Source organism: Chitinophaga sp. W3I9 (assembly GCF_050434025.1).
Taxonomy (GTDB): domain Bacteria; phylum Bacteroidota; class Bacteroidia; order Chitinophagales; family Chitinophagaceae; genus Chitinophaga.
The window spans coordinates 5774122-5791493 of sequence record NZ_JBNPWC010000001.1 but is presented as its reverse complement, the minus strand read 5'-3'; the positions used below and the strand labels follow the sequence as shown (position 1 = coordinate 5791493).

Below are 17372 nucleotides of genomic sequence, written 5' to 3'. Positions count from 1 at the left end.
TATTATAATGCGGCGTTGCCAAAGGGATAGGCTTCCAATGCCTTGCGGAGCTTCGTATTTTTGGCTATGCCGGCAATGGCACGGAGGTGTTTTTCATGATGAAGATCGGTACCGATAAGATCAAATAAACCAGCCGCCATCAGCTTTTCAGCGGCTTGCTGTACATGTTTTCCGTAATAACCCGTGAGCGACAGCAGGTTAAGCTGCAACAGGCAGCCCTGTTGTTTCAGTTGTTCGTACTGCGGTATGTTTGCGTGATAGTAGCCATATCTCTCGGGGTGGGCCAGTACGGGCTGATAGCCGGCGGCCTGTATATCAAACAGCCATTGCGCCAGTTGCGGCGGAGCCGACATAAACGATATTTCCACCAGCACCCTGTTCCCGGAGATGGTTAGCAAAGGTTGCTGCATCAGCGGCACAAACTGTTCATCCAGATAGTATTCTGCAGCAAAGTGAAAAGGAAGGGGACTGTTTTTCCGGAGCAACTCCTGTTGTACCTGTTGATATGGATTGGTTAATGTACCGGCGGAATTTGGGTACCGGTCCATCATAATATGCGGGGTAGTGATAATTTTCCGGATCCCCATCGCCTGCAGCTGTTCAATAAAATGTAACGACGTAGCCACGTCAGGTACACCATCATCCACTCCCGGCACCAGGTGGGAGTGGATATCTGTAGCCATGAACGCCAGCAGGTCTGCAGGCGGCGTTGTTTCGGTATTTTTTTTTCTGAAAAAAAGCATAATAATGGTCTCTCAATAAAGCGATGATACGAAAATCCGCTTTGCTATCACACAATCAGTGCCACAATTTCTTCCAGGTATTGCTGGTCAGTAACATCAAAATGAGAAAGATGCTCACTGTCTGCATCCAGTATCGCCGTTACTTCGCCGTTACGGATCAGCGGTACCACGATCTCAGATTTCGATAAGCTGCTGCAGGCAATGTGCCCGGGAAATGCTTCCACATCAGGTACAATCAGTGTTTGGGCCTGTGCCCAGCTGCTGCCGCAAACACCCCGGTTCTTACGGATACGGGTACACGCTACCGGGCCCTGAAAGGGACCGAGTACCAGTTCATCTTCTTTTACCAGGTAAAAACCTACCCAAAGCCATCCAAACTGCTCTTTCAGCGCAGCGGCTACATTGGCCATATTGGCCACCAGGTCGGTTTCCCCGTCCAGTAATCCTTTTATCTGGGGGAGAAGAGAAGTGTATTGCTCCGCTTTATTTCCTCTAATGATTTGTAAGTCTTCTGCCATTTTTTTGTGGTTGTTAATATTGCAAAAGTCCGGAAAATTTATATTATATTTATCTAAGTAACCGTTAAAGTATTGCTGTTAACCACTCAACCAATTATTATTTGTTTAAGCATAGTTTTTTGATTCTTTGTCCTATTTTTTATCTGCCGGAAGCGTAAATCAAATATCTTTGACAGTCTATGAAATCACCGGACGTAATATTAGTGAACGAACAGGATGAGGCTATTGGAACGATGGAGAAGATGGAAGCCCACGAGAAAGGATTACTTCATCGCGCTTTTTCTGTATTTATCATCAATGATGCAGGCGAGATTTTATTGCAGCGCAGGGCACTGGAGAAATATCATTCTGCCGGACTATGGACCAACGCCTGTTGTAGCCACCCGTATCCAGGTGAAGATACTGCTGCTGCCGCGCACCGGCGTTTACGGGAAGAAATGGGTTTCGATTGCGATCTGCAGGAGATTTTTTCTTTTACTTACAGAACCGGTTTTGACAACGGGTTAACCGAACACGAATTTGATCATGTATTGCTGGGTACCTATAACGGCAACATATTTCCCGAAGCATCCGAAGTGTGTGATTACCGCTACCTGTCTCCCGGCGAGATACTGGAATTAATGAAAAAAGAACCGGCTGCATTTACCATCTGGTTTCATCGTGCACTGCCAATGGTATTACAATACCTGGGTACGCCGATCAGCGCTGTATAATTAAACTTTTATTTTACTATGCCAATTTTGCTGTTAACCGGATCATTTTAATTAAAATGATGATAGCACCTACCTGCCTTATTTACTGCTTTAAGTAGCGGCTGCTTCCCTGTGCCCGCTCCTTCACACTTTTCCGGGATTCCCGCCCGGTAATGCCAACGTCGTTTTTATTACCCACCATAGTTAACTATTAAATCCAAAGACACATGACAACCATCCAAATGCCAACTGTCAGTTACCCTTTCCCTTCCGGCGTTAACCAACACGCAGATGAAGCCCAGCAACACATTGTTTCCTGGGTACAAGCTTATGGTCTGATCACTTCTGAGCTGGCCTGGCGGCGCTTTGAGAAAGCCCGGTTCGCCTGGCTGGCTGCCAGGGCCTTTCCTGATGCCGCTTTGCACGAGCTTTGCATCATCGCGGATTTCAACACCTGGCTGTTTATCCTTGATGATCAGTGCGACGAAGCCTCCATGGGCCGCAAAGCCGACTATCTCAAAAGCATGATGGCGGGGTTAATGGACATCCTGCATCACAACCGGGTAGTAACCCCGGAAACCGGTGGCCCGCTGCCGGCGGCCCTGAGCAGCATATGGGAGCGCATGCGCGCCATCAGCAGCCCCGCCTGGCGCCTTCGTTTTATCCGCAGCATGGACGATTATTTTACGTCCTGCATCTGGGAAGCCGAAAACCGGGAAGCCGGTATTGTTCCCTCCGTGGCGGATTATGTGCACATGCGGCCCTTTACCGGCGCACTCCTGGCGGATATTGAAGCCATAGAAATCATCGAAAAAGTGTATCTCAGCCGGGAAGTGGTCGAACAACCCCTGATCCAGCGCATGATCCAGGCCTGCAACAATATTGTTTGCTGGGCAAACGACCTGTTTTCCTGTACGAAAGAAGCGAAGCAGGGCGATGTGCACAACCTGGTGCTGGTATTACAACACGCCCGGCAATGCAGCCTGCAGGAGGCGATTAACGAAGCTGTCCGGATGCACAATGAAGAAGTAGCCATTTTTGTTACCCTGGAAAAACTCCTTCCCCTGAAAGGAGTGGAAACCGATTATGAACTGTTGCGGTACGTGTCGGTGCTCCGGTCCTGGATTACAGGAAATTACGACTGGAGTGTGAAAGATACCGGCCGGTATGGTATGGCCGTAGGAGAGGTGGTAGCAGCCTAGAAGAGCGCCTGCGGCGCTGGTTTTTCAGAAAGAAGCATTTATTTTTTCAGAAAGAAGTATCGCGCCGCAGGCCTTTTTTATTTTCGTTCAGTTCCCTGTTTCATCCGTCTTTCAATGAGCCGCCCTACCCACCAGAAGGATAACGCCAGGATGCCGAAGAAGAGTCCTTTATTGGTAAAGTCCCAGAGATATTCAAAGTAGCGGGTATACAGGTCCAGCAACAGGAAGGCAACACCGAGGTCGCGCAACAGGTCGTCTTTTAGCTTGAGACCCAGCAGCAATACGCCCGCACACAGCACGGTGTAAACGATCACCCATTGCAACAGGTGAACCTGCCGCAATTGCTGCCATTCATCCCAGGTACCGCAATTCCCGAAAATAGAGATCAGCCAGCCGGAAATAAGCAGCAGCAGCCAGCCTCCGCTCCACGTAATGTCTTTGATGGGTGCATATACTTTAAATTGACGGAGTATCCAGGCCACGCCCGTGAGCAGCACCCCCAGCAGGGCCATGCGGCAGGGAAGATTCATGCCCAGGAAATAAGCGGCGTCGCCGGTAAGGAAATAAGTGAGCTTTACATAAGCCGGGATCAGGCAAAGCAGGGTGGCAATCCATAACAGGCGGGAGTGAAGCGTAATGCCCAACACGCCGTAGCAGGCCGTAGCCAGCAACCAGAACGCGCCATAATTGCCTTCCAGGTAGTTAACGCTTTTGCCCAGGTAAACCACGCTCACGCCTATACTAAGAACCGGCAGCAGCCAGAAAAGCTCCCGGTTAAACGAAAACAGCGGCTGATGTTTATTGCGCCGCCAGCCCTCATAACAAAGAAAAATGGTCAGCGCACCAAATACCAGGGCAATCACGCTATCGGTCAGCGAAAACTTCTTCCGGATAATCTCTATCCACTTCTCATCCAGGACCAGTGATCCAAACGCCATCAGCGCACAGGATATAGCCGCAATAAAAATATAAAGCGTAAGCGTTTGCCAGTCGGTGTTCACCACTTTGTAGCTTTTCTGCAGCTCGCCGGCCTGCTCATCGCTGATAAGCTGGTCGCGCTGCCACGACTGAATCGCCCGTTGTACTATCTGTGCTTCCTTTTTGTCTAGTTCTAACATAGGCCGCTTTTTCAGTTGTTCGCTCCCATTTTGTGTACCAGGCGGAGCGTATTACGTTTTTTTATCTTTAAACGGAAATAATTAAACAAAGCCAGCGCAGGTATCAGCATATAACTGATACGCTGGTACGCCGTATTCTCCGGATACAGGAAATAAGTCATCGCTATACAGGTAAAGCCCGTTGCCATGGTGAGAAACCCGTATTTAAACCGCTGGTATAACAGTTCTTTTTCCGTGTGATGACCGGCAACGGCCAGGTCCGGATTTTTCTGGAATACATAATAGCTGATCCAGAACAAAGCCGCCAGGCAACCCGCCAGGTTGCACAGGTAGATAAAGAAAGGAAGCATAAAGTGGGAACTCGTATGCAGCAAGGCAGAAGTAGAAAAAGGAAACGTCACAATAAAAAATAAAAAGAAAAGATGACGATGAATCAATCCTTCATTGTAATTTTGGAGAAACCGGCATAATTGAAGATGCCGTACCCAGAAGTTTCCAATAAACACAAAACTCACTACGAAAGTTAAAAACTCAATAGCAGTAGGCTCAAAAAAATCCCAGTAACCGTTGGCAGGCATTTTCCCCGGAAGGGCAGGCAGTTTTATTCCGATGATCAGTAAAGTAATGGCAACGGCAAACACCGCATCACTGAAAAACATCAATCGATCCAGCTCAAACTCACGATGAAACGGTTTGGGTTCTTTTATAACAGACATAGACATAGTTAACAATAACTTTTCCGAAAGATACGAAAATAGCTTTTAGCCGGCAGTTATTAGGCATGTTGTTCCTTTTCCGGAGCCGTATAATAGCCGGCTCGTCAACAGAACCTTTTTACCTGTTTGTTGTTAAGTATTTATCAATCATCATATACTTTCAAAGTAATACGTATGCATTGTCGTCTTTTTCTATTCACCTTTGTTTTACTTTCAGGGATAACAAGAGCTTACGGGCAAACAGATACAGCGCAACAGGGACCCTTTGCTTTTAATCTGGCGAATTGCATACAGTACGGCCTGGCTCATCAGAACGATGTCGTAAATGCCCGGCTGGATATCAATTTTTCCCAGGAACAGATCAAGGAAGCCACCGGGAAGCTGTTACCCCATGCAGATGTCAATGCCAGCTTTACAGATAACCTGAAACTGGCCACCTCTTTGATACCCGATCTGACCAACCCGTCTTCCGGCGTAAGAATCCCCGTTCAGTTTGGAACCCGGTTTGCCTCTGCTGTAACAGGACAGGTAAACCAGACTATCTTCAACAGCGACTACTTCCTCGGGCTGAAAGCCGCAAAAGTATATGGCGGCCTGGCAGAGAAATCCTATAAAAGAACGGAGATCGACACCCGCGTGGCTATTACAAAAGCCTACTACGCCGTGCTGGCCAACGAAGAAAGTATCCGCCTTTCCAAAGCCAATATGGACCAGCTGGAGAAAACCCTGAAAGATACCCGGGCCCGCTATGATGTAGGTGTGGCAGAAAGAGTAGATGTAGACAGGATCCAGGTGTCTTACAATAATGTGGTAACCGATATTGAAACCCAGATCCGGTTACTCGTATATACGACCCAGTTATTAAAGTTCCAGATGGGCATGCCCCAGGAAGCAAAACTAGATCTTACACAAACTGTGCAGGACCTCAACGTGGAATCGTTTATCAGTGATACCGTTGATTACCAGGTACAGGACCGCGTAGAATACGGGATACAAACCACCCAGATCGCCCTGAATGAACTGAACCTGAAAAGTAAGAAGATGAGCTTCCTGCCATCATTAAATGGTTTTGTGAACTATGGCTGGAACTATTTCTCCTCAGATTTCGGGGATTTGTATAAAACCGGTTTCGGCGCCTCGGCTCTCGGACTTACCCTCGCATGGCCCATTTTTACTGGTACGGAAAGAATACACCAGATCAGGCAGAACAAAATTACTTTGGAGAAATCAGAGAACGACCTCAGTTACCTGTCCCAGCAGATTAAACTGGAAGTTACCAACGCCAATACGCAATACCTTAATAACAAGTCCAGGTTCGTTACCCAGAAAACAAATATGGGACTCACCCAGGGCATTTATGAACGTATTGTGCTCAAATTTTGAACAGGGAGTAGCCAGCAGTCTTGATGTGATCTCCGCAGAAAGTGAACTGAAACAGGCGCAGGTAGATTATGTGCAGGCCCTGTTAAACACCCTGATCAGCAAAACAGAACTGGATAAAGCCATGGGCAAAATCAAATAAAGTATCAGCATTCGTAATTCGCAATCAATTTCTCATATGTATCTAATAAATTACAAGCGGACCTTTTATGTAGCAGGAATGATACTCTGTGTGGCCTGTGGCAACAGCAAAAAGCAACAGCAACAGGCTGCTATGATGGGGAAGATGAAGCCAACGGTGGTAGCCGTAGAAGTAGTACCGGCCGTATATACCGTGTCGGAGAAATTCCCTGCTACCCTCATGGCCCATGATGTTGTGCAGCTGAAGCCGGATGTTTCCGGTTACCTGGAAGCCATCCGGGTGGCCGACGGCAGTAATGTAACAAAGGGCCAGCCCCTGTATGATATTGACAGAAGCCGCTATGCCGCTGCTTACGGACAGGTAGCCGCTACCCAGCAACAGGCCGAAGCCGATCTGGCACAACGGCAACGCGACTACGAAAGATATAAATCCCTCCTGGACCATGATGCGATCTCCAAACAAACGGTAGATCAGGCTTATACGGGTATGTTAACCGCCCAGGCCAATGTGGCCGCGGCAAAAGCTTCCGTGGCAAGGGCCGGTACCGATGTAAACCATGCCGTGGTGCGGGCGCCGGTAACCGGCAAAATCGGTATCGCACAAATAAAGGTAGGAGATGTGATCAATGCCGGTCAAACCCTCATTAACACCATCGTAAATGAACACCCCATGTTTGCGGATATGGATGTTCCACAGGCCCGCCTGCCGGAATTCCTGCGCATTCAGCAAGGCAAAGGCGGTGATCAGAAATTCTATATCCAGTTTGGCGATGGCACCCGCTACGGCGAAGCAGGCAAAGTGTTAACCATCAATAATATTGTGGATCCGCAAACCGGTACCGTACGGGTACGACTCGTTTTTGAAAACAAGGAAAATATGCTGAAGTCGGGTATGAGCATCGTCATCGTAATGCAATACGGCACTCCCGCTACCCAGCTGGCAATTCCGGCTAAAGCAATTATCCAGAACTTGTCAGAAACCAGTGTATATACTATTTCGAAAGACAATGTAGTTGGCGCTACGGACATTGTTCCCGGGCCGGTTACAGATACCATGCAGCTGGTTACCAGCGGACTGAAAGCCGGCGACAGGGTCGTGGTGGACGGCATCCAGCGGGTGAAACCGGGAGATACCGTGACTATCGCCGGAGCAGGAGCAGGGGCAAAACAATAAATCCTAAATCACCATCACAGTATGATCTCAAAAACATTTATAGAGCGAAAGAATACTACGATCGTAATTGCTATCATTATTGTGATTGTAGGGCTCATCTGTATGTTTAACCTCCCGATTGCACAGCTGCCGGATATTGCACCGCCGGTAACGGATGTAAGGGCCAACTATGTGGGAGCCAACTCCACAACGGTAGAGGAAACAGTGACCACCCCCATAGAAAACCAGGTGAATGGTACACCAGGCGCCATGTACATACAATCCGTAAGTGCAAACGATGGCTCCATGAGTATTACCGTCAGCTTTAAACTGGGCACCAACCCGGATATCGCTACCCTGGATGTGCAGAACCGGGTAAGTCTCGCGCTGCCAAGTACCCCCGATGAAGTACGTCGTGTAGGGGTAACCGTTAAGAAACGTTCCAATGATATGTTGATGGTAATCGCGCTGAATTCTCCCAAAGGAAAACACTCGCGCGAATTCCTCGATAACTACCTGAACATTTACCTGAAACCGGAGCTGGCCCGTGTATCCGGCGTAGGTGACGTAAATGCCTTTTCCCAGGATTATAGTATGCGCATCTGGCTGAACCCGGATAAAATGGCCGCCCTTGGATTAACCGCCGGCGATATTGCCCGGGCCATCACAGAACAGAACCAGCAGGTGCCGGCCGGTAGTGTAGGCGCCGCGCCTATGCGCAGTACGCAGGCTTTTGAATATACGGTGAGTGTAAAAGGCCGTTTGGCTACCACCGAAGAATTTGGCAACGTGGTAGTAGCTACCAGCCAGAATGGTAGCCTTGTTCGCCTCCGTGATGTAGCCAGGATCGACCTCGGCTCCTTTACCTATGCCATCGAAGCAAAAGCAGATGGTAAAACCGGCAGTGGTATGGCTATTTACCTGGCGCCCGGTGCAAATGCACTGGACGTAAACGACCTGGTAATGGCCAAAATGGAGGAAATGTCCAAACGTTTCCCGGAAGATGTGAAATGGCTGGTGCCGTTTGAATCTACCTCTTTCGTTAAAATTTCTATCGAAGAAGTAATAGAAACCTTTGTGGAAGCCCTGATACTGGTGGTGATCGTGGTATTTGTATTCCTGCAGAACTGGCGGGCTACCATCATCCCCATCCTGGTAATTCCGATTTCACTGATAGGTACCTTTATATTTTTCCAGTTGCTGGGCTTCTCCATCAATACCCTCACGCTGTTCGGTTTTGTACTGGCTATCGGTATTGTTGTGGATGATGCCATTGTGGTAGTGGAGGCCGTGCAGCATCATATCGATGCCAACCTGATGTCGCCGCGTGAAGCCACTTTCAAAGCGATGTCGGAAGTACAGGGCCCGGTAATTGCCATCGCCCTCATCCTGGCAGCGGTGTTTGTGCCGGTAGCCTTTATTCCCGGTGTAAGCGGACGGCTATACCAGCAGTTTGCCTTAACCATCGCCTTCTCGGTGTTGTTATCGGCATTCCTGGCACTAACGTTAACGCCTGCACTCACGGCTATTCTCTTGAGGCCCGCGCATCTTACGCAGAAGTCGACAGGACTGAATAAGCTCTTCTTCAAGTTTAACCAATGGTTTGAAAGATTTACTAACCGCTATGGTAAAGGCGTGATGTTCAGCATCCGTAAAACGCCGGCAGTACTGGTGATTATGGCAGTACTGTTTGCTGCGGCATTCTATCTCTTTAAGAAAACACCCACCACCTTTGTTCCCCAGGAAGATATGGGCGCCATGTTCATCGCACTGGAGCTGCCGGAAGCATCTTCTTCCCAGCGAACAAAAGAAGTAGTGGCGCAAATCAGCGATATCCTGCTGAAAGACAGTGCCGTGCTGCACTTTTTTGGTATAACAGGGATCAACTTCGTGGCAAATGCCACCAAGCCTAACTCCGGCACCTTCTTCGTGAGCCTCCGCCCCTGGGATGAGCGATACAAGCATGGAGATAACATGAATACTGTATTGGGGAGAATTCAAATGGCGACCAGTCGTATCATCGGGGCCAATATCATCTGTATCCCTTCACCCACACTGCGTGGATTAGGTAATACCGGTGGGTTCTCCTTTATGCTGGAGCAGCGGACGAATCCCGATATCAACCAGTTCCTGCAGGTAATGGGACAGTTCCTGATGGCCGCTAACCAGCGGCCGGAAATAGCGAGGGCATACGCTTTCTTCAGCGCCAATACTCCGCAATTCAACGTGGAGGTGGACCGAGATAAATGTAAACAACTCGGTGTAGCCGTCAGCGATGTGTTCAATGCATTGCAAACTTTCCTCGGAGGGTTGTATGTAAACGACTTCACCAAATTCAGCAGGAGCTTCCGCGTAGTACTGCAGGCAGATTCTACCTACCGTACCAGCATCAATAACCTGAATACTTATTATGTCCGCAATGTTACAGGGCAGATGGTGCCGCTCAGCGCACTGATCACCACCAAAAAAGCATCCGGTGCCCCGGTAATCAACCACTTTAACCTGTACCGGTCCGTTGAAATCAATGGTGATACCAAACCAGGTTACAGTAGCGGGGATGGTATCAATGCACTGAAAGAAGTGGCTGCACAGGTGCTGCCGGAGAACTTCTCCTTCGAATGGGCGAACGTATCCCTGCAGGAAATTGAAGCAGGTAACAGTAGTGTGCTCATCTTTGGATTGTCTATCCTGTTTGTATTCCTGTTGCTTACCGCGTTGTATGAGAGCTGGTCGGTGCCGTTCTCCGTATTGCTGGCTGTGCCAATCGCGTTGTTCGGGTCTATCCTGGCGCTGTCGTTAACGAAACAATCCAATAGCGTATACTCCCAGATTGGTTTGATCACGCTGATCGGTTTGGCGGCAAAAAATGCCATCCTGATCGTAGAGTTCTGTAAAGAGCGTGTAGACAGGGGCATGCCATTGTTAGACGCCACACTGGAGGCCGTAAAACTGCGTTTACGTCCAATCCTGATGACTTCCTTCGCCTTCATATTAGGGGTGTTGCCATTGTGTTTGGCACAGGGTGCCGGCGCGGCTTCCCGTGTCAATATAGGCTTTACCGTAGTGGGAGGGATGCTTGCTGCCACCTTATTGGGAATTTTTACCGTACCCGTTTTGTACGTGCTGATCACGAAAGTATCTTACGGTAAAAAGAAACTGGCAGACCTCGAAGCCCATGGTAATGAAGAGAAAAAGCCAAAAGGATTAGGAGAATAACCCTAACTTCATTACGATGAAAAATACTGAACGCTTCAGCACCCGCGTAGATAACTATATCAAATACCGGCCACATTATCCTGTGGCCATTATTCCTTATCTCGAAGCCGAAACCGGCTTAACACGTCATACTATTGTGGCCGACATCGGTGCGGGTACCGGCATTTCTGCGCAGCCATTCCTCGACAATGGCAACAAGGTATATGCCGTGGAACCCAACAAAGATATGCGGGAGGCCGCTGAAAGATTGCTGAACCGGTATCCGAACTTCACCGCCGTTAACGGCAGCGCAGAACATACCACCCTCCCGGATGCCTCCGTAGACCTGGTGGTGGCCGGCACCGCTTTTCATTGGTTTGATCAGCAGGCCACCGCCGCAGAATTCCGCCGCATCGGCCGCGAAAATACAAAGGTAGTATTGATGTGGAATGTACGCCAGGCCGACCTGCCGTTTGAAAAAGGTTATGAAAAACTCCTCCATCAATACGGCACCGACTATAAAGATATGCAGCACAGAAACGTTGGGGCGTCGCAGTTAGCCGGCTTTTTTCAGCCCGGCACCATGCAGGAAAAAGTATTTCAGAACGCCCAGCTATTCGATTTCCCCGCCCTCAAAGGAAGATTACTCTCCTCCTCCTACGTCCCCGAACAGGACCACCCGTCGCATATCCCCATGATGCGCGCACTCGAAGACCTCTTTGGAAAATACAAAGAGCAGGGGATGGTGAAATTCCACTACGAAACGAAACTCTACGTGGGACGGGTATAACGCGGATTTTGTCTTGGCTCAGGATTACGCTGATTTTACTGATTACCTGGATTTTTACTTTTTTGATTTTATAAAGGATTATGGGAGATAGAAGCGGATATATTCGCTTTTATCTCCCATAATTATTATTTAAATAAAATCAAAAAAATCTAAAAAAATCCAAAAGTAAAAATCCAGGTAATCAGTAAAATCAGCGTAATCCTGAGCCAAGACAAAATTCGCGTTAGGCCAAACTGTTGTACAATATCTCCACAGGATGCAGCGCTTTCACACCCGTGCCATCTTTCACCTGGTGGCGGCAGCTGGTGCCTGGTGCGGCTATAATGGTGCCCTGCGCCGCATTGCGGACGGCGGGGAATAACACCATTTCGCCGATTTGCATGCTCAGGTCGTAGTGTTCTTTTTCGTAACCGAAGGAACCGGCCATACCGCAGCAGCCGGAAGGGATTACTTCTACTGAATAATTTTGTGGTAAAGAAAGCATTTTTTTGCTGTGCAGGGCAGACGATAACGCCTTCTGCTGGCAATGGCCATGCAATTTGATATGTTGTTTATTGGCGGTAAACTGTTGGGCGGTGATATGACCTTTGTCTGCTTCTGCTGCAATGAATTCGTCTATCAGGAATACATTTTTAGCCAGCGCTTTCGCCTGTTCGCGGAGCCCTTCACTTACAAGATCCGGGTATTCATCGCGGAAACTGAGGATAGCAGAAGGTTCTATGCCGAGCAGTGGTACATTTTCATTAATAACGTTGCTGAATATACGAACATTACGGTCGGCATATTCGCGTGCTTTGCGCAGTAATCCTTTCGACATATACGCGCGGGCGCTTTCAGGATGTTCAATCATTTGTACGTCGTAACCCAGGCGGTGCAGGAGTTGTACGGCTTTGATACCGATGGTGGTATCGTTATAGTTGGTGAACTCGTCACAGAAAAGATATACTTTTTTATTACCGGCAGCGCCTTGTTTTTCCTTCGGCCATTTTTCGTGGAACCATTTCCGTAAGGTAGTGCTGTGCAGGCCGGGCAGCGAGCGTTTGGCCGCAAAGCCGGAGAACTTACGGATGATGCCACCGGTGAAGGAGTTATTGATCATCGCATTATAAACGCCGGGAGCAATAGCCGCCAGTGAAGTTAGTTTGGTGAAGTTGCCGATCATATTGGCACGCAACGGAACGCCGTTGGCGTCGTAATAATGCTGCAGGAATTCCATTTTCAGCTTAGCCATATCCACGTTGGATGGGCATTCGGACTTGCACCCCTTGCAGGCCAGGCAAAGATCCAGTACGTCATAAATTTCTTTATGGTCGAAGCGGTTTTCTTTGGTGCTGTTGGTGAGGAACTCGCGCAGGATGTTAGCCCTGGCGCGGGTGGTATCCTTTTCATTGCGGGTAGCCATGTAGCTGGGGCACATGGTGCCGCCGCTGAGCTGCGTTTTACGGCAATCGCCGGAGCCGTTGCATTGCTCTGCATGTTGCAGCATGGTTTGATCCGGGAAATGGAAAATGGTTTTCAGTTCCGGTGCTTTTTGTCCGGGTTCGTAGCGCAGCATCGTGTTCATGGATGGCGTGTCTACGATTTTGTTGGGATTGAAAATGTTTTCTGGGTCCCAGGTATATTTGATCTGGCGGAGCAGTTCATAGTTTTTGTTGCCCACCATCTGTTTAATAAATTCGCCTCTGAGCCTGCCGTCGCCATGTTCCCCGCTGAGGGAGCCATTATATTTCTTTACGAGGGTGGCTATTTCTTCTGCGATTTTACGGAACAGTAAATTTCCTTCTTCCGTTTTCAGGTTGATGATGGGACGGAGGTGGATTTCACCGCTGCCGGCATGTGCGTAGTGCACCGCGTATAATTTGTATTGCGCCAGGATATCGTTGAAGTCGCGGATAAAGTCCGGGAGGTCTTCCACGGCAACGGCGGTATCTTCAATCACGGGTACGGCCTTTTCATCGCCGGGGAGGTTGCTGAGTAAACCCAGACCTGCTTTACGGAGCGCCCAGATCTTTTTACTGTCGTCGCCGAATAACAGCGGGAAATGATATCCCAGTCCTGCTGCGCGCAGCGTGGCTTCCAGGCGGCCGGTAATTTCAATGATTTCTTCGCGGGTATTGCGGCAAAACTCCACCACCAGGATAGCGCCGGGATCCCCCTGCACAAAGAAACGGTTCTTGCTTTGTTCGATGTTATCCTTGGTGCATTCCAGGATGTAGTGGTCAATGAGTTCACTGGCGCTGGGTTTGTATTCCATTACCAGGATGTTGGCCCGCAGGGATTCATCGATATTATTAAAATGTATGCAGAGCAGGCCTGTTTCCTTTGGAGGAAGCGGGTCTACATGCAGTTTTATTTCCGTGAGAAATGCCAGGGTACCTTCTGAACCGGCGATGAGTTTACAGAAGTTAAAGTCTTCCGTGCCGGCGGTGAAGGGATTTGTTTCCAGCAGCATGTCTACCGCATAGCCGGTATTGCGGCGGGGAATACTTTTTTTCGGGAATTCTTTCCGGATTTCCTCCTGGTAGCTGTAGTTACTAAGACTGGTACGTATCTGCTTATAGATACGGGTTTCTAGCGTATCGGGTCCTTCGCATTTCTGGTGGAAGCTTTCTGCGTCGAGGCTGCCAAAGGTTACTTCTTCTCCGTTGCTCAGGAGGGCTTTTACTTCCAGCAGGTGTTCGCGGGTGCTGCCATATACTACGGAGTTGGAGCCACAGGAGTTGTTGCCCACCATACCACCTATCATGGCGCGGTTGGCGGTGGAGGTTTCAGGGCCAAAGTAAAATCCGTGCGGTTTGAGGAACATGTTCAGTTCGTCACGGATAACGCCCGGCTCTACCCGTACCCATCCTTCTTCTTTATTAAATTCCAGTATTTTGGTGAAAGTGCGGGAAACATCTGTAATGATCCCGTTGCCCACTACCTGGCCGGCCAGCGAAGTGCCGGCAGTGCGTGGTATGAGGGATGTTTTATTTTCACGCGCAAAACTGATCAGTGTCTTAAGATCGTCGATATGCTGCGGAATAGCTACTGCCAGCGGCATTTCACGGTATGCCGACGCATCGGTGGCATAAAGTGTCCGCATTGTATCATCTGTATAAAGCGTGCCTTCCAGTTTCCCGGCTAATTGCTCTAGCTTGTCGCGCATCATGGTAAAAAACCTGTTTTGAGAGGGCGAAATTAATATTTCAGTCCGTCTTTTTCATCCCTTGTAATGTATTCGTAAAAAAAAGCGCTATTCTTTTACAAATCGGGGCTTTTTTACGTCTATCCCGCAAACGGCTTCCAGTTTGTCTACCAGGTACACGGCCAGCTCGGGCGAGGTGGCTTCATCGTGCATGTGCATGAAGAAATAAACCTCCTTCAAACCGTTGTCCAGCCAGTATTTGATGCGGTTGGCCCAGTCGTCGATGCGGGTATAATCCGTTGGATGCAGGCTGTTGCCTACAAACCGGATAAATACTTTCGGGATGGTGAGGTGCATATGTGCCACATCGCGTCTGCCGGCGGTATCGGTAATAATGAGGCCTACATTGAGTTCGTTGAGCTTTTCGTACAATTCCAGCCGCACGGCCTCGTCTTCAAACCATTCCTTATGGCGTAGTTCCACGAAAAACTGCAGGTCGGTGGGCAGGGAGGCGAGGTATTCGTATAGGTTTTCCCGTTTGGCCGGGCCAAATTTATCACTCAATTGTAAAAAGATGGGTCCCAGGTGTTTACCAAAGGCCAATACCCCTTCCAGGAAAGAAGTGGTTTTGGCGCCGGCATTAATTAAGGTACTGAAATGACTGATCGACTGCGGTACTTTAGGGCAGAACTTAAAATCCATTCCCTGTGCTTTGGCGTCCCATTTGGAAATGGTTTCGGGGCCGTAGATCTGGTAATGCGTGGCATTCAGCTCTATGCTGTTGAAGTGTTTTACATATTCCTCCAGGAAGTTAGCCTCCTTGGTGCCCTTGGGGTATATTTTCCCGATCCATTCCTTTCGCCCCCATTTGGCGCATCCCAGCCAGGCCTGCGGCTTTTTCACGGGTTTACCTTTCAATACCTTCTTATTAAAGACAGGTTCTGCGGGCAACTTAAAATCAATGTCCATCAGCATATCCGTGGGAACGCGACCAAAATCCATGAGCATTCAGCATTTAGAGGTGAGACACATAACAATTCGCCGTTACAAATATAAACTATCACAACGGGTCCTGTCCCCGCAGCGGGGATATTCATAATAATCGTAAAAAATCACGGTTAAGTTTTTGTTTTCTTATTTTTCCAGTTTAACTTAATAAGGATTTCAACTAACCAGCATGGAGATTTTACACATCAGCGCGGAATGTTACCCGGTAGCCAAAGTAGGTGGACTAGGTGATGTGGTAGGGGCGTTGCCCAAATACCAGCACCAGCTTGGCAACTTTGCCAAAGTAGTGATACCGGCCTACAGGAATAAATATTACCACACCCACGAATTCGACGTGGTACACCAGGCCGGCATGTGGCTGGGACACAACTGGTACCACTTTAACGTTATAAAGGAACGCAGCAATGAGCTGGGTTTCGACCTTTACCTCGTAGATATCCCCGGTTTACTTGACACTCCCGGCGTTTACGGCTATCCCAACGATACAGAACGGTTCCTGGCCTTCCAGATTGCCGTGCTCGACTGGATCAACGAATGGCAGCATCAGCCGGATGTGATCCATTGCCATGATCATCATACCGGGCTAATCCCGTTCCTGCTCAACTATGGTTATAAATATGAGCGCCTGAAAAGTATTCCCACTGCACTTACTATTCACAATGCACAGTACCAGGGCCAATTTGGCTGGGATAAACTCTACCTCATTCCATCTTTCGATTTATGGAAGTCCGGTATGCTGGACTGGGGCGGCGCTATCAATCCCCTCGCATCGGCTATCAAGTGCGCCTGGCGCGTTACTACCGTTTCCCCGGGCTACCTGGAAGAGCTGTATTATAATGCCAACGGCCTGGAAGCGCTTATCAACCAGGAAAGAGGGAAAATGGTGGGCATCCTGAATGGTATCGATAATGTGGTATGGAACCCGGCTACCGACCGGATGTTACCCCGTAATTATGACCTGGATACTATCACCGCAGGTAAACAAACGAACAAGCAGCACCTGTGCGAACGCTTCGGGCTGGATGCCTCCCTGCCGCTGATATCTTTTATAGGCCGCCTGGTAGGCGACAAAGGCGCCGACCTGCTGCCGGAAATAATTGGCAGATCCCTGCATGAACTGCCGGGGGAAGTAAATTTCCTCGTACTGGGGAGCGGTGACCCACATATTGAATGGTCCCTGCAACAAACCCGTGCAGTAGTAAGCTATGGCTTCAATGTGCACATTGGTTACGACGAATCATTATCCCATCAGATATATGCCGGCAGTGACTTCCTGCTGATGCCGTCCAGGGTGGAGCCCTGCGGCCTCAATCAGATGTATGCGCTGCGTTATGGAACCGTTCCCGTAGTACGCAGCACCGGCGGACTGAAAGACACGGTTATTGACTTTGGAGACCAGGATGGCGTAGGCATCCGCTTTAACCAGGCCAGCGTTGCGGATGTTTGCTATTCCGTAAAACGGGCCATCGAATTGTATCAGGATGCCAGGCACCTGGATGAAGTACGATTAAGAGGCATGAACATTGATAATTCCTGGGACAGTTCGGCACTACGCTACCTGGAAATGTACAAGAGTATGAAATAGCTTA

14 protein-coding genes are annotated in these 17372 nt (G+C 49.0%); 8 read left to right on the top strand and 6 right to left on the bottom strand.

The window, feature by feature from the left end; translation table 11 throughout:
• Positions 1-2: 2 nt before the first annotated feature.
• Both QFZ51_RS23455 and QFZ51_RS23450 read right to left on the bottom strand, forming a co-directional pair.
• Positions 3-743: a tyrosine-protein phosphatase gene (locus tag QFZ51_RS23455; RefSeq protein WP_429049516.1), complete on the bottom strand. Its 741-nt coding sequence runs from the start codon at positions 741-743 to the stop codon at positions 3-5.
• A gap of 47 nt (positions 744-790) precedes the next feature.
• Entirely contained in the window at positions 791-1261 is a 471-nt protein-coding gene (locus QFZ51_RS23450; RefSeq protein WP_429049514.1) for a GAF domain-containing protein, read from the bottom strand.
• Positions 1262-1440: 179 nt separating this feature from the next.
• Between QFZ51_RS23450 and idi the strand changes: the two genes are divergently transcribed.
• A complete protein-coding gene (idi, locus tag QFZ51_RS23445) occupies positions 1441-1974 on the top strand; it encodes an isopentenyl-diphosphate Delta-isomerase (protein ID WP_429049512.1) in 534 nt (177 codons plus the stop codon).
• A 206-nt stretch (positions 1975-2180) separates the two neighbouring features.
• Positions 2181-3155, top strand: coding sequence for a terpene synthase family protein (locus QFZ51_RS23440; RefSeq protein WP_429049511.1), 975 nt, complete (start codon positions 2181-2183; stop codon positions 3153-3155).
• A 77-nt stretch (positions 3156-3232) separates the two neighbouring features.
• On the opposite strand, the gene QFZ51_RS23435 is transcribed toward QFZ51_RS23440, so the two are convergent.
• Positions 3233-4273, bottom strand: a complete 1041-nt coding sequence (locus QFZ51_RS23435; RefSeq protein ID WP_429049508.1) for a hypothetical protein — start codon at positions 4271-4273, stop codon at positions 3233-3235.
• Positions 4274-4284: 11 nt separating this feature from the next.
• Positions 4285-4989 (bottom strand): TMEM175 family protein, encoded by a 705-nt coding sequence (locus QFZ51_RS23430; protein ID WP_429049505.1) that lies wholly within the window; start codon positions 4987-4989, stop codon positions 4285-4287.
• 174 nt (positions 4990-5163) lie between these two features.
• Between QFZ51_RS23430 and QFZ51_RS23425 the strand changes: the two genes are divergently transcribed.
• The 5 genes from QFZ51_RS23425 to QFZ51_RS23405 are packed head-to-tail and all read left to right on the top strand — an operon-like array spanning position 5164 to position 11648.
• Positions 5164-6372, top strand: a complete 1209-nt coding sequence (locus tag QFZ51_RS23425; RefSeq protein WP_429049503.1) for a TolC family protein — start codon at positions 5164-5166, stop codon at positions 6370-6372.
• Positions 6347-6511, top strand: a complete 165-nt coding sequence (locus QFZ51_RS23420; protein ID WP_429049501.1) for a TolC family protein — start codon at positions 6347-6349, stop codon at positions 6509-6511. Before QFZ51_RS23425 ends, QFZ51_RS23420 begins: the two co-directional genes overlap by 26 nt.
• Before the next feature lie 36 nt (positions 6512-6547).
• Entirely contained in the window at positions 6548-7684 is a 1137-nt protein-coding gene (locus QFZ51_RS23415; protein ID WP_429049499.1) for an efflux RND transporter periplasmic adaptor subunit, read from the top strand.
• 21 nt (positions 7685-7705) lie between these two features.
• The gene (locus tag QFZ51_RS23410; protein WP_429049498.1) at positions 7706-10879 is read left to right on the top strand and encodes an efflux RND transporter permease subunit; all 3174 of its coding nucleotides are present in this window, start codon (positions 7706-7708) and stop codon (positions 10877-10879) included.
• A gap of 16 nt (positions 10880-10895) precedes the next feature.
• A complete protein-coding gene (locus QFZ51_RS23405; RefSeq protein ID WP_429049496.1) occupies positions 10896-11648 on the top strand; it encodes a class I SAM-dependent methyltransferase in 753 nt (250 codons plus the stop codon).
• 223 nt (positions 11649-11871) lie between these two features.
• Here QFZ51_RS23405 and QFZ51_RS23400 read toward each other — a convergent pair whose 3' ends face one another.
• Together QFZ51_RS23400 and QFZ51_RS23395 are read right to left on the bottom strand one after the other, a co-directional pair.
• On the bottom strand, positions 11872-14796 hold the full coding sequence (locus QFZ51_RS23400) for an FAD-binding and (Fe-S)-binding domain-containing protein (protein ID WP_429049494.1): 2925 nt from the start codon (positions 14794-14796) through the stop codon (positions 11872-11874).
• Between the two features lie 87 nt (positions 14797-14883).
• Positions 14884-15777: a DUF72 domain-containing protein gene (locus tag QFZ51_RS23395; RefSeq protein WP_429049492.1), complete on the bottom strand. Its 894-nt coding sequence runs from the start codon at positions 15775-15777 to the stop codon at positions 14884-14886.
• A gap of 175 nt (positions 15778-15952) precedes the next feature.
• On the opposite strand from QFZ51_RS23395, the gene QFZ51_RS23390 reads away from it, so the two are divergent.
• Positions 15953-17368 (top strand): glycogen synthase, encoded by a 1416-nt coding sequence (locus QFZ51_RS23390; protein WP_429049490.1) that lies wholly within the window; start codon positions 15953-15955, stop codon positions 17366-17368.
• Positions 17369-17372 lie beyond the last annotated feature (4 nt).

What these genes read in the sequence shown, in the direction of transcription:
- QFZ51_RS23455 (WP_429049516.1), bottom strand. Translation starts at nt 743, where the DNA reads ATGCTTTTTTTCAGAAAAAAAAATACCGAAACAACGCCGCCTGCAGAC.
- QFZ51_RS23450 (WP_429049514.1), bottom strand. Translation starts at nt 1,261, where the DNA reads ATGGCAGAAGACTTACAAATCATTAGAGGAAATAAAGCGGAGCAATAC.
- idi (WP_429049512.1), top strand. Translation starts at nt 1,441, where the DNA reads ATGAAATCACCGGACGTAATATTAGTGAACGAACAGGATGAGGCTATT.
- QFZ51_RS23440 (WP_429049511.1), top strand. Translation starts at nt 2,181, where the DNA reads ATGACAACCATCCAAATGCCAACTGTCAGTTACCCTTTCCCTTCCGGC.
- QFZ51_RS23435 (WP_429049508.1), bottom strand. Translation starts at nt 4,273, where the DNA reads ATGTTAGAACTAGACAAAAAGGAAGCACAGATAGTACAACGGGCGATT.
- QFZ51_RS23430 (WP_429049505.1), bottom strand. Translation starts at nt 4,989, where the DNA reads ATGTCTGTTATAAAAGAACCCAAACCGTTTCATCGTGAGTTTGAGCTG.
- QFZ51_RS23425 (WP_429049503.1), top strand. Translation starts at nt 5,164, where the DNA reads ATGCATTGTCGTCTTTTTCTATTCACCTTTGTTTTACTTTCAGGGATA.
- QFZ51_RS23420 (WP_429049501.1), top strand. Translation starts at nt 6,347, where the DNA reads ATGAACGTATTGTGCTCAAATTTTGAACAGGGAGTAGCCAGCAGTCTT.
- QFZ51_RS23415 (WP_429049499.1), top strand. Translation starts at nt 6,548, where the DNA reads ATGTATCTAATAAATTACAAGCGGACCTTTTATGTAGCAGGAATGATA.
- QFZ51_RS23410 (WP_429049498.1), top strand. Translation starts at nt 7,706, where the DNA reads ATGATCTCAAAAACATTTATAGAGCGAAAGAATACTACGATCGTAATT.
- QFZ51_RS23405 (WP_429049496.1), top strand. Translation starts at nt 10,896, where the DNA reads ATGAAAAATACTGAACGCTTCAGCACCCGCGTAGATAACTATATCAAA.
- QFZ51_RS23400 (WP_429049494.1), bottom strand. Translation starts at nt 14,796, where the DNA reads ATGCGCGACAAGCTAGAGCAATTAGCCGGGAAACTGGAAGGCACGCTT.
- QFZ51_RS23395 (WP_429049492.1), bottom strand. Translation starts at nt 15,777, where the DNA reads ATGGATTTTGGTCGCGTTCCCACGGATATGCTGATGGACATTGATTTT.
- QFZ51_RS23390 (WP_429049490.1), top strand. Translation starts at nt 15,953, where the DNA reads ATGGAGATTTTACACATCAGCGCGGAATGTTACCCGGTAGCCAAAGTA.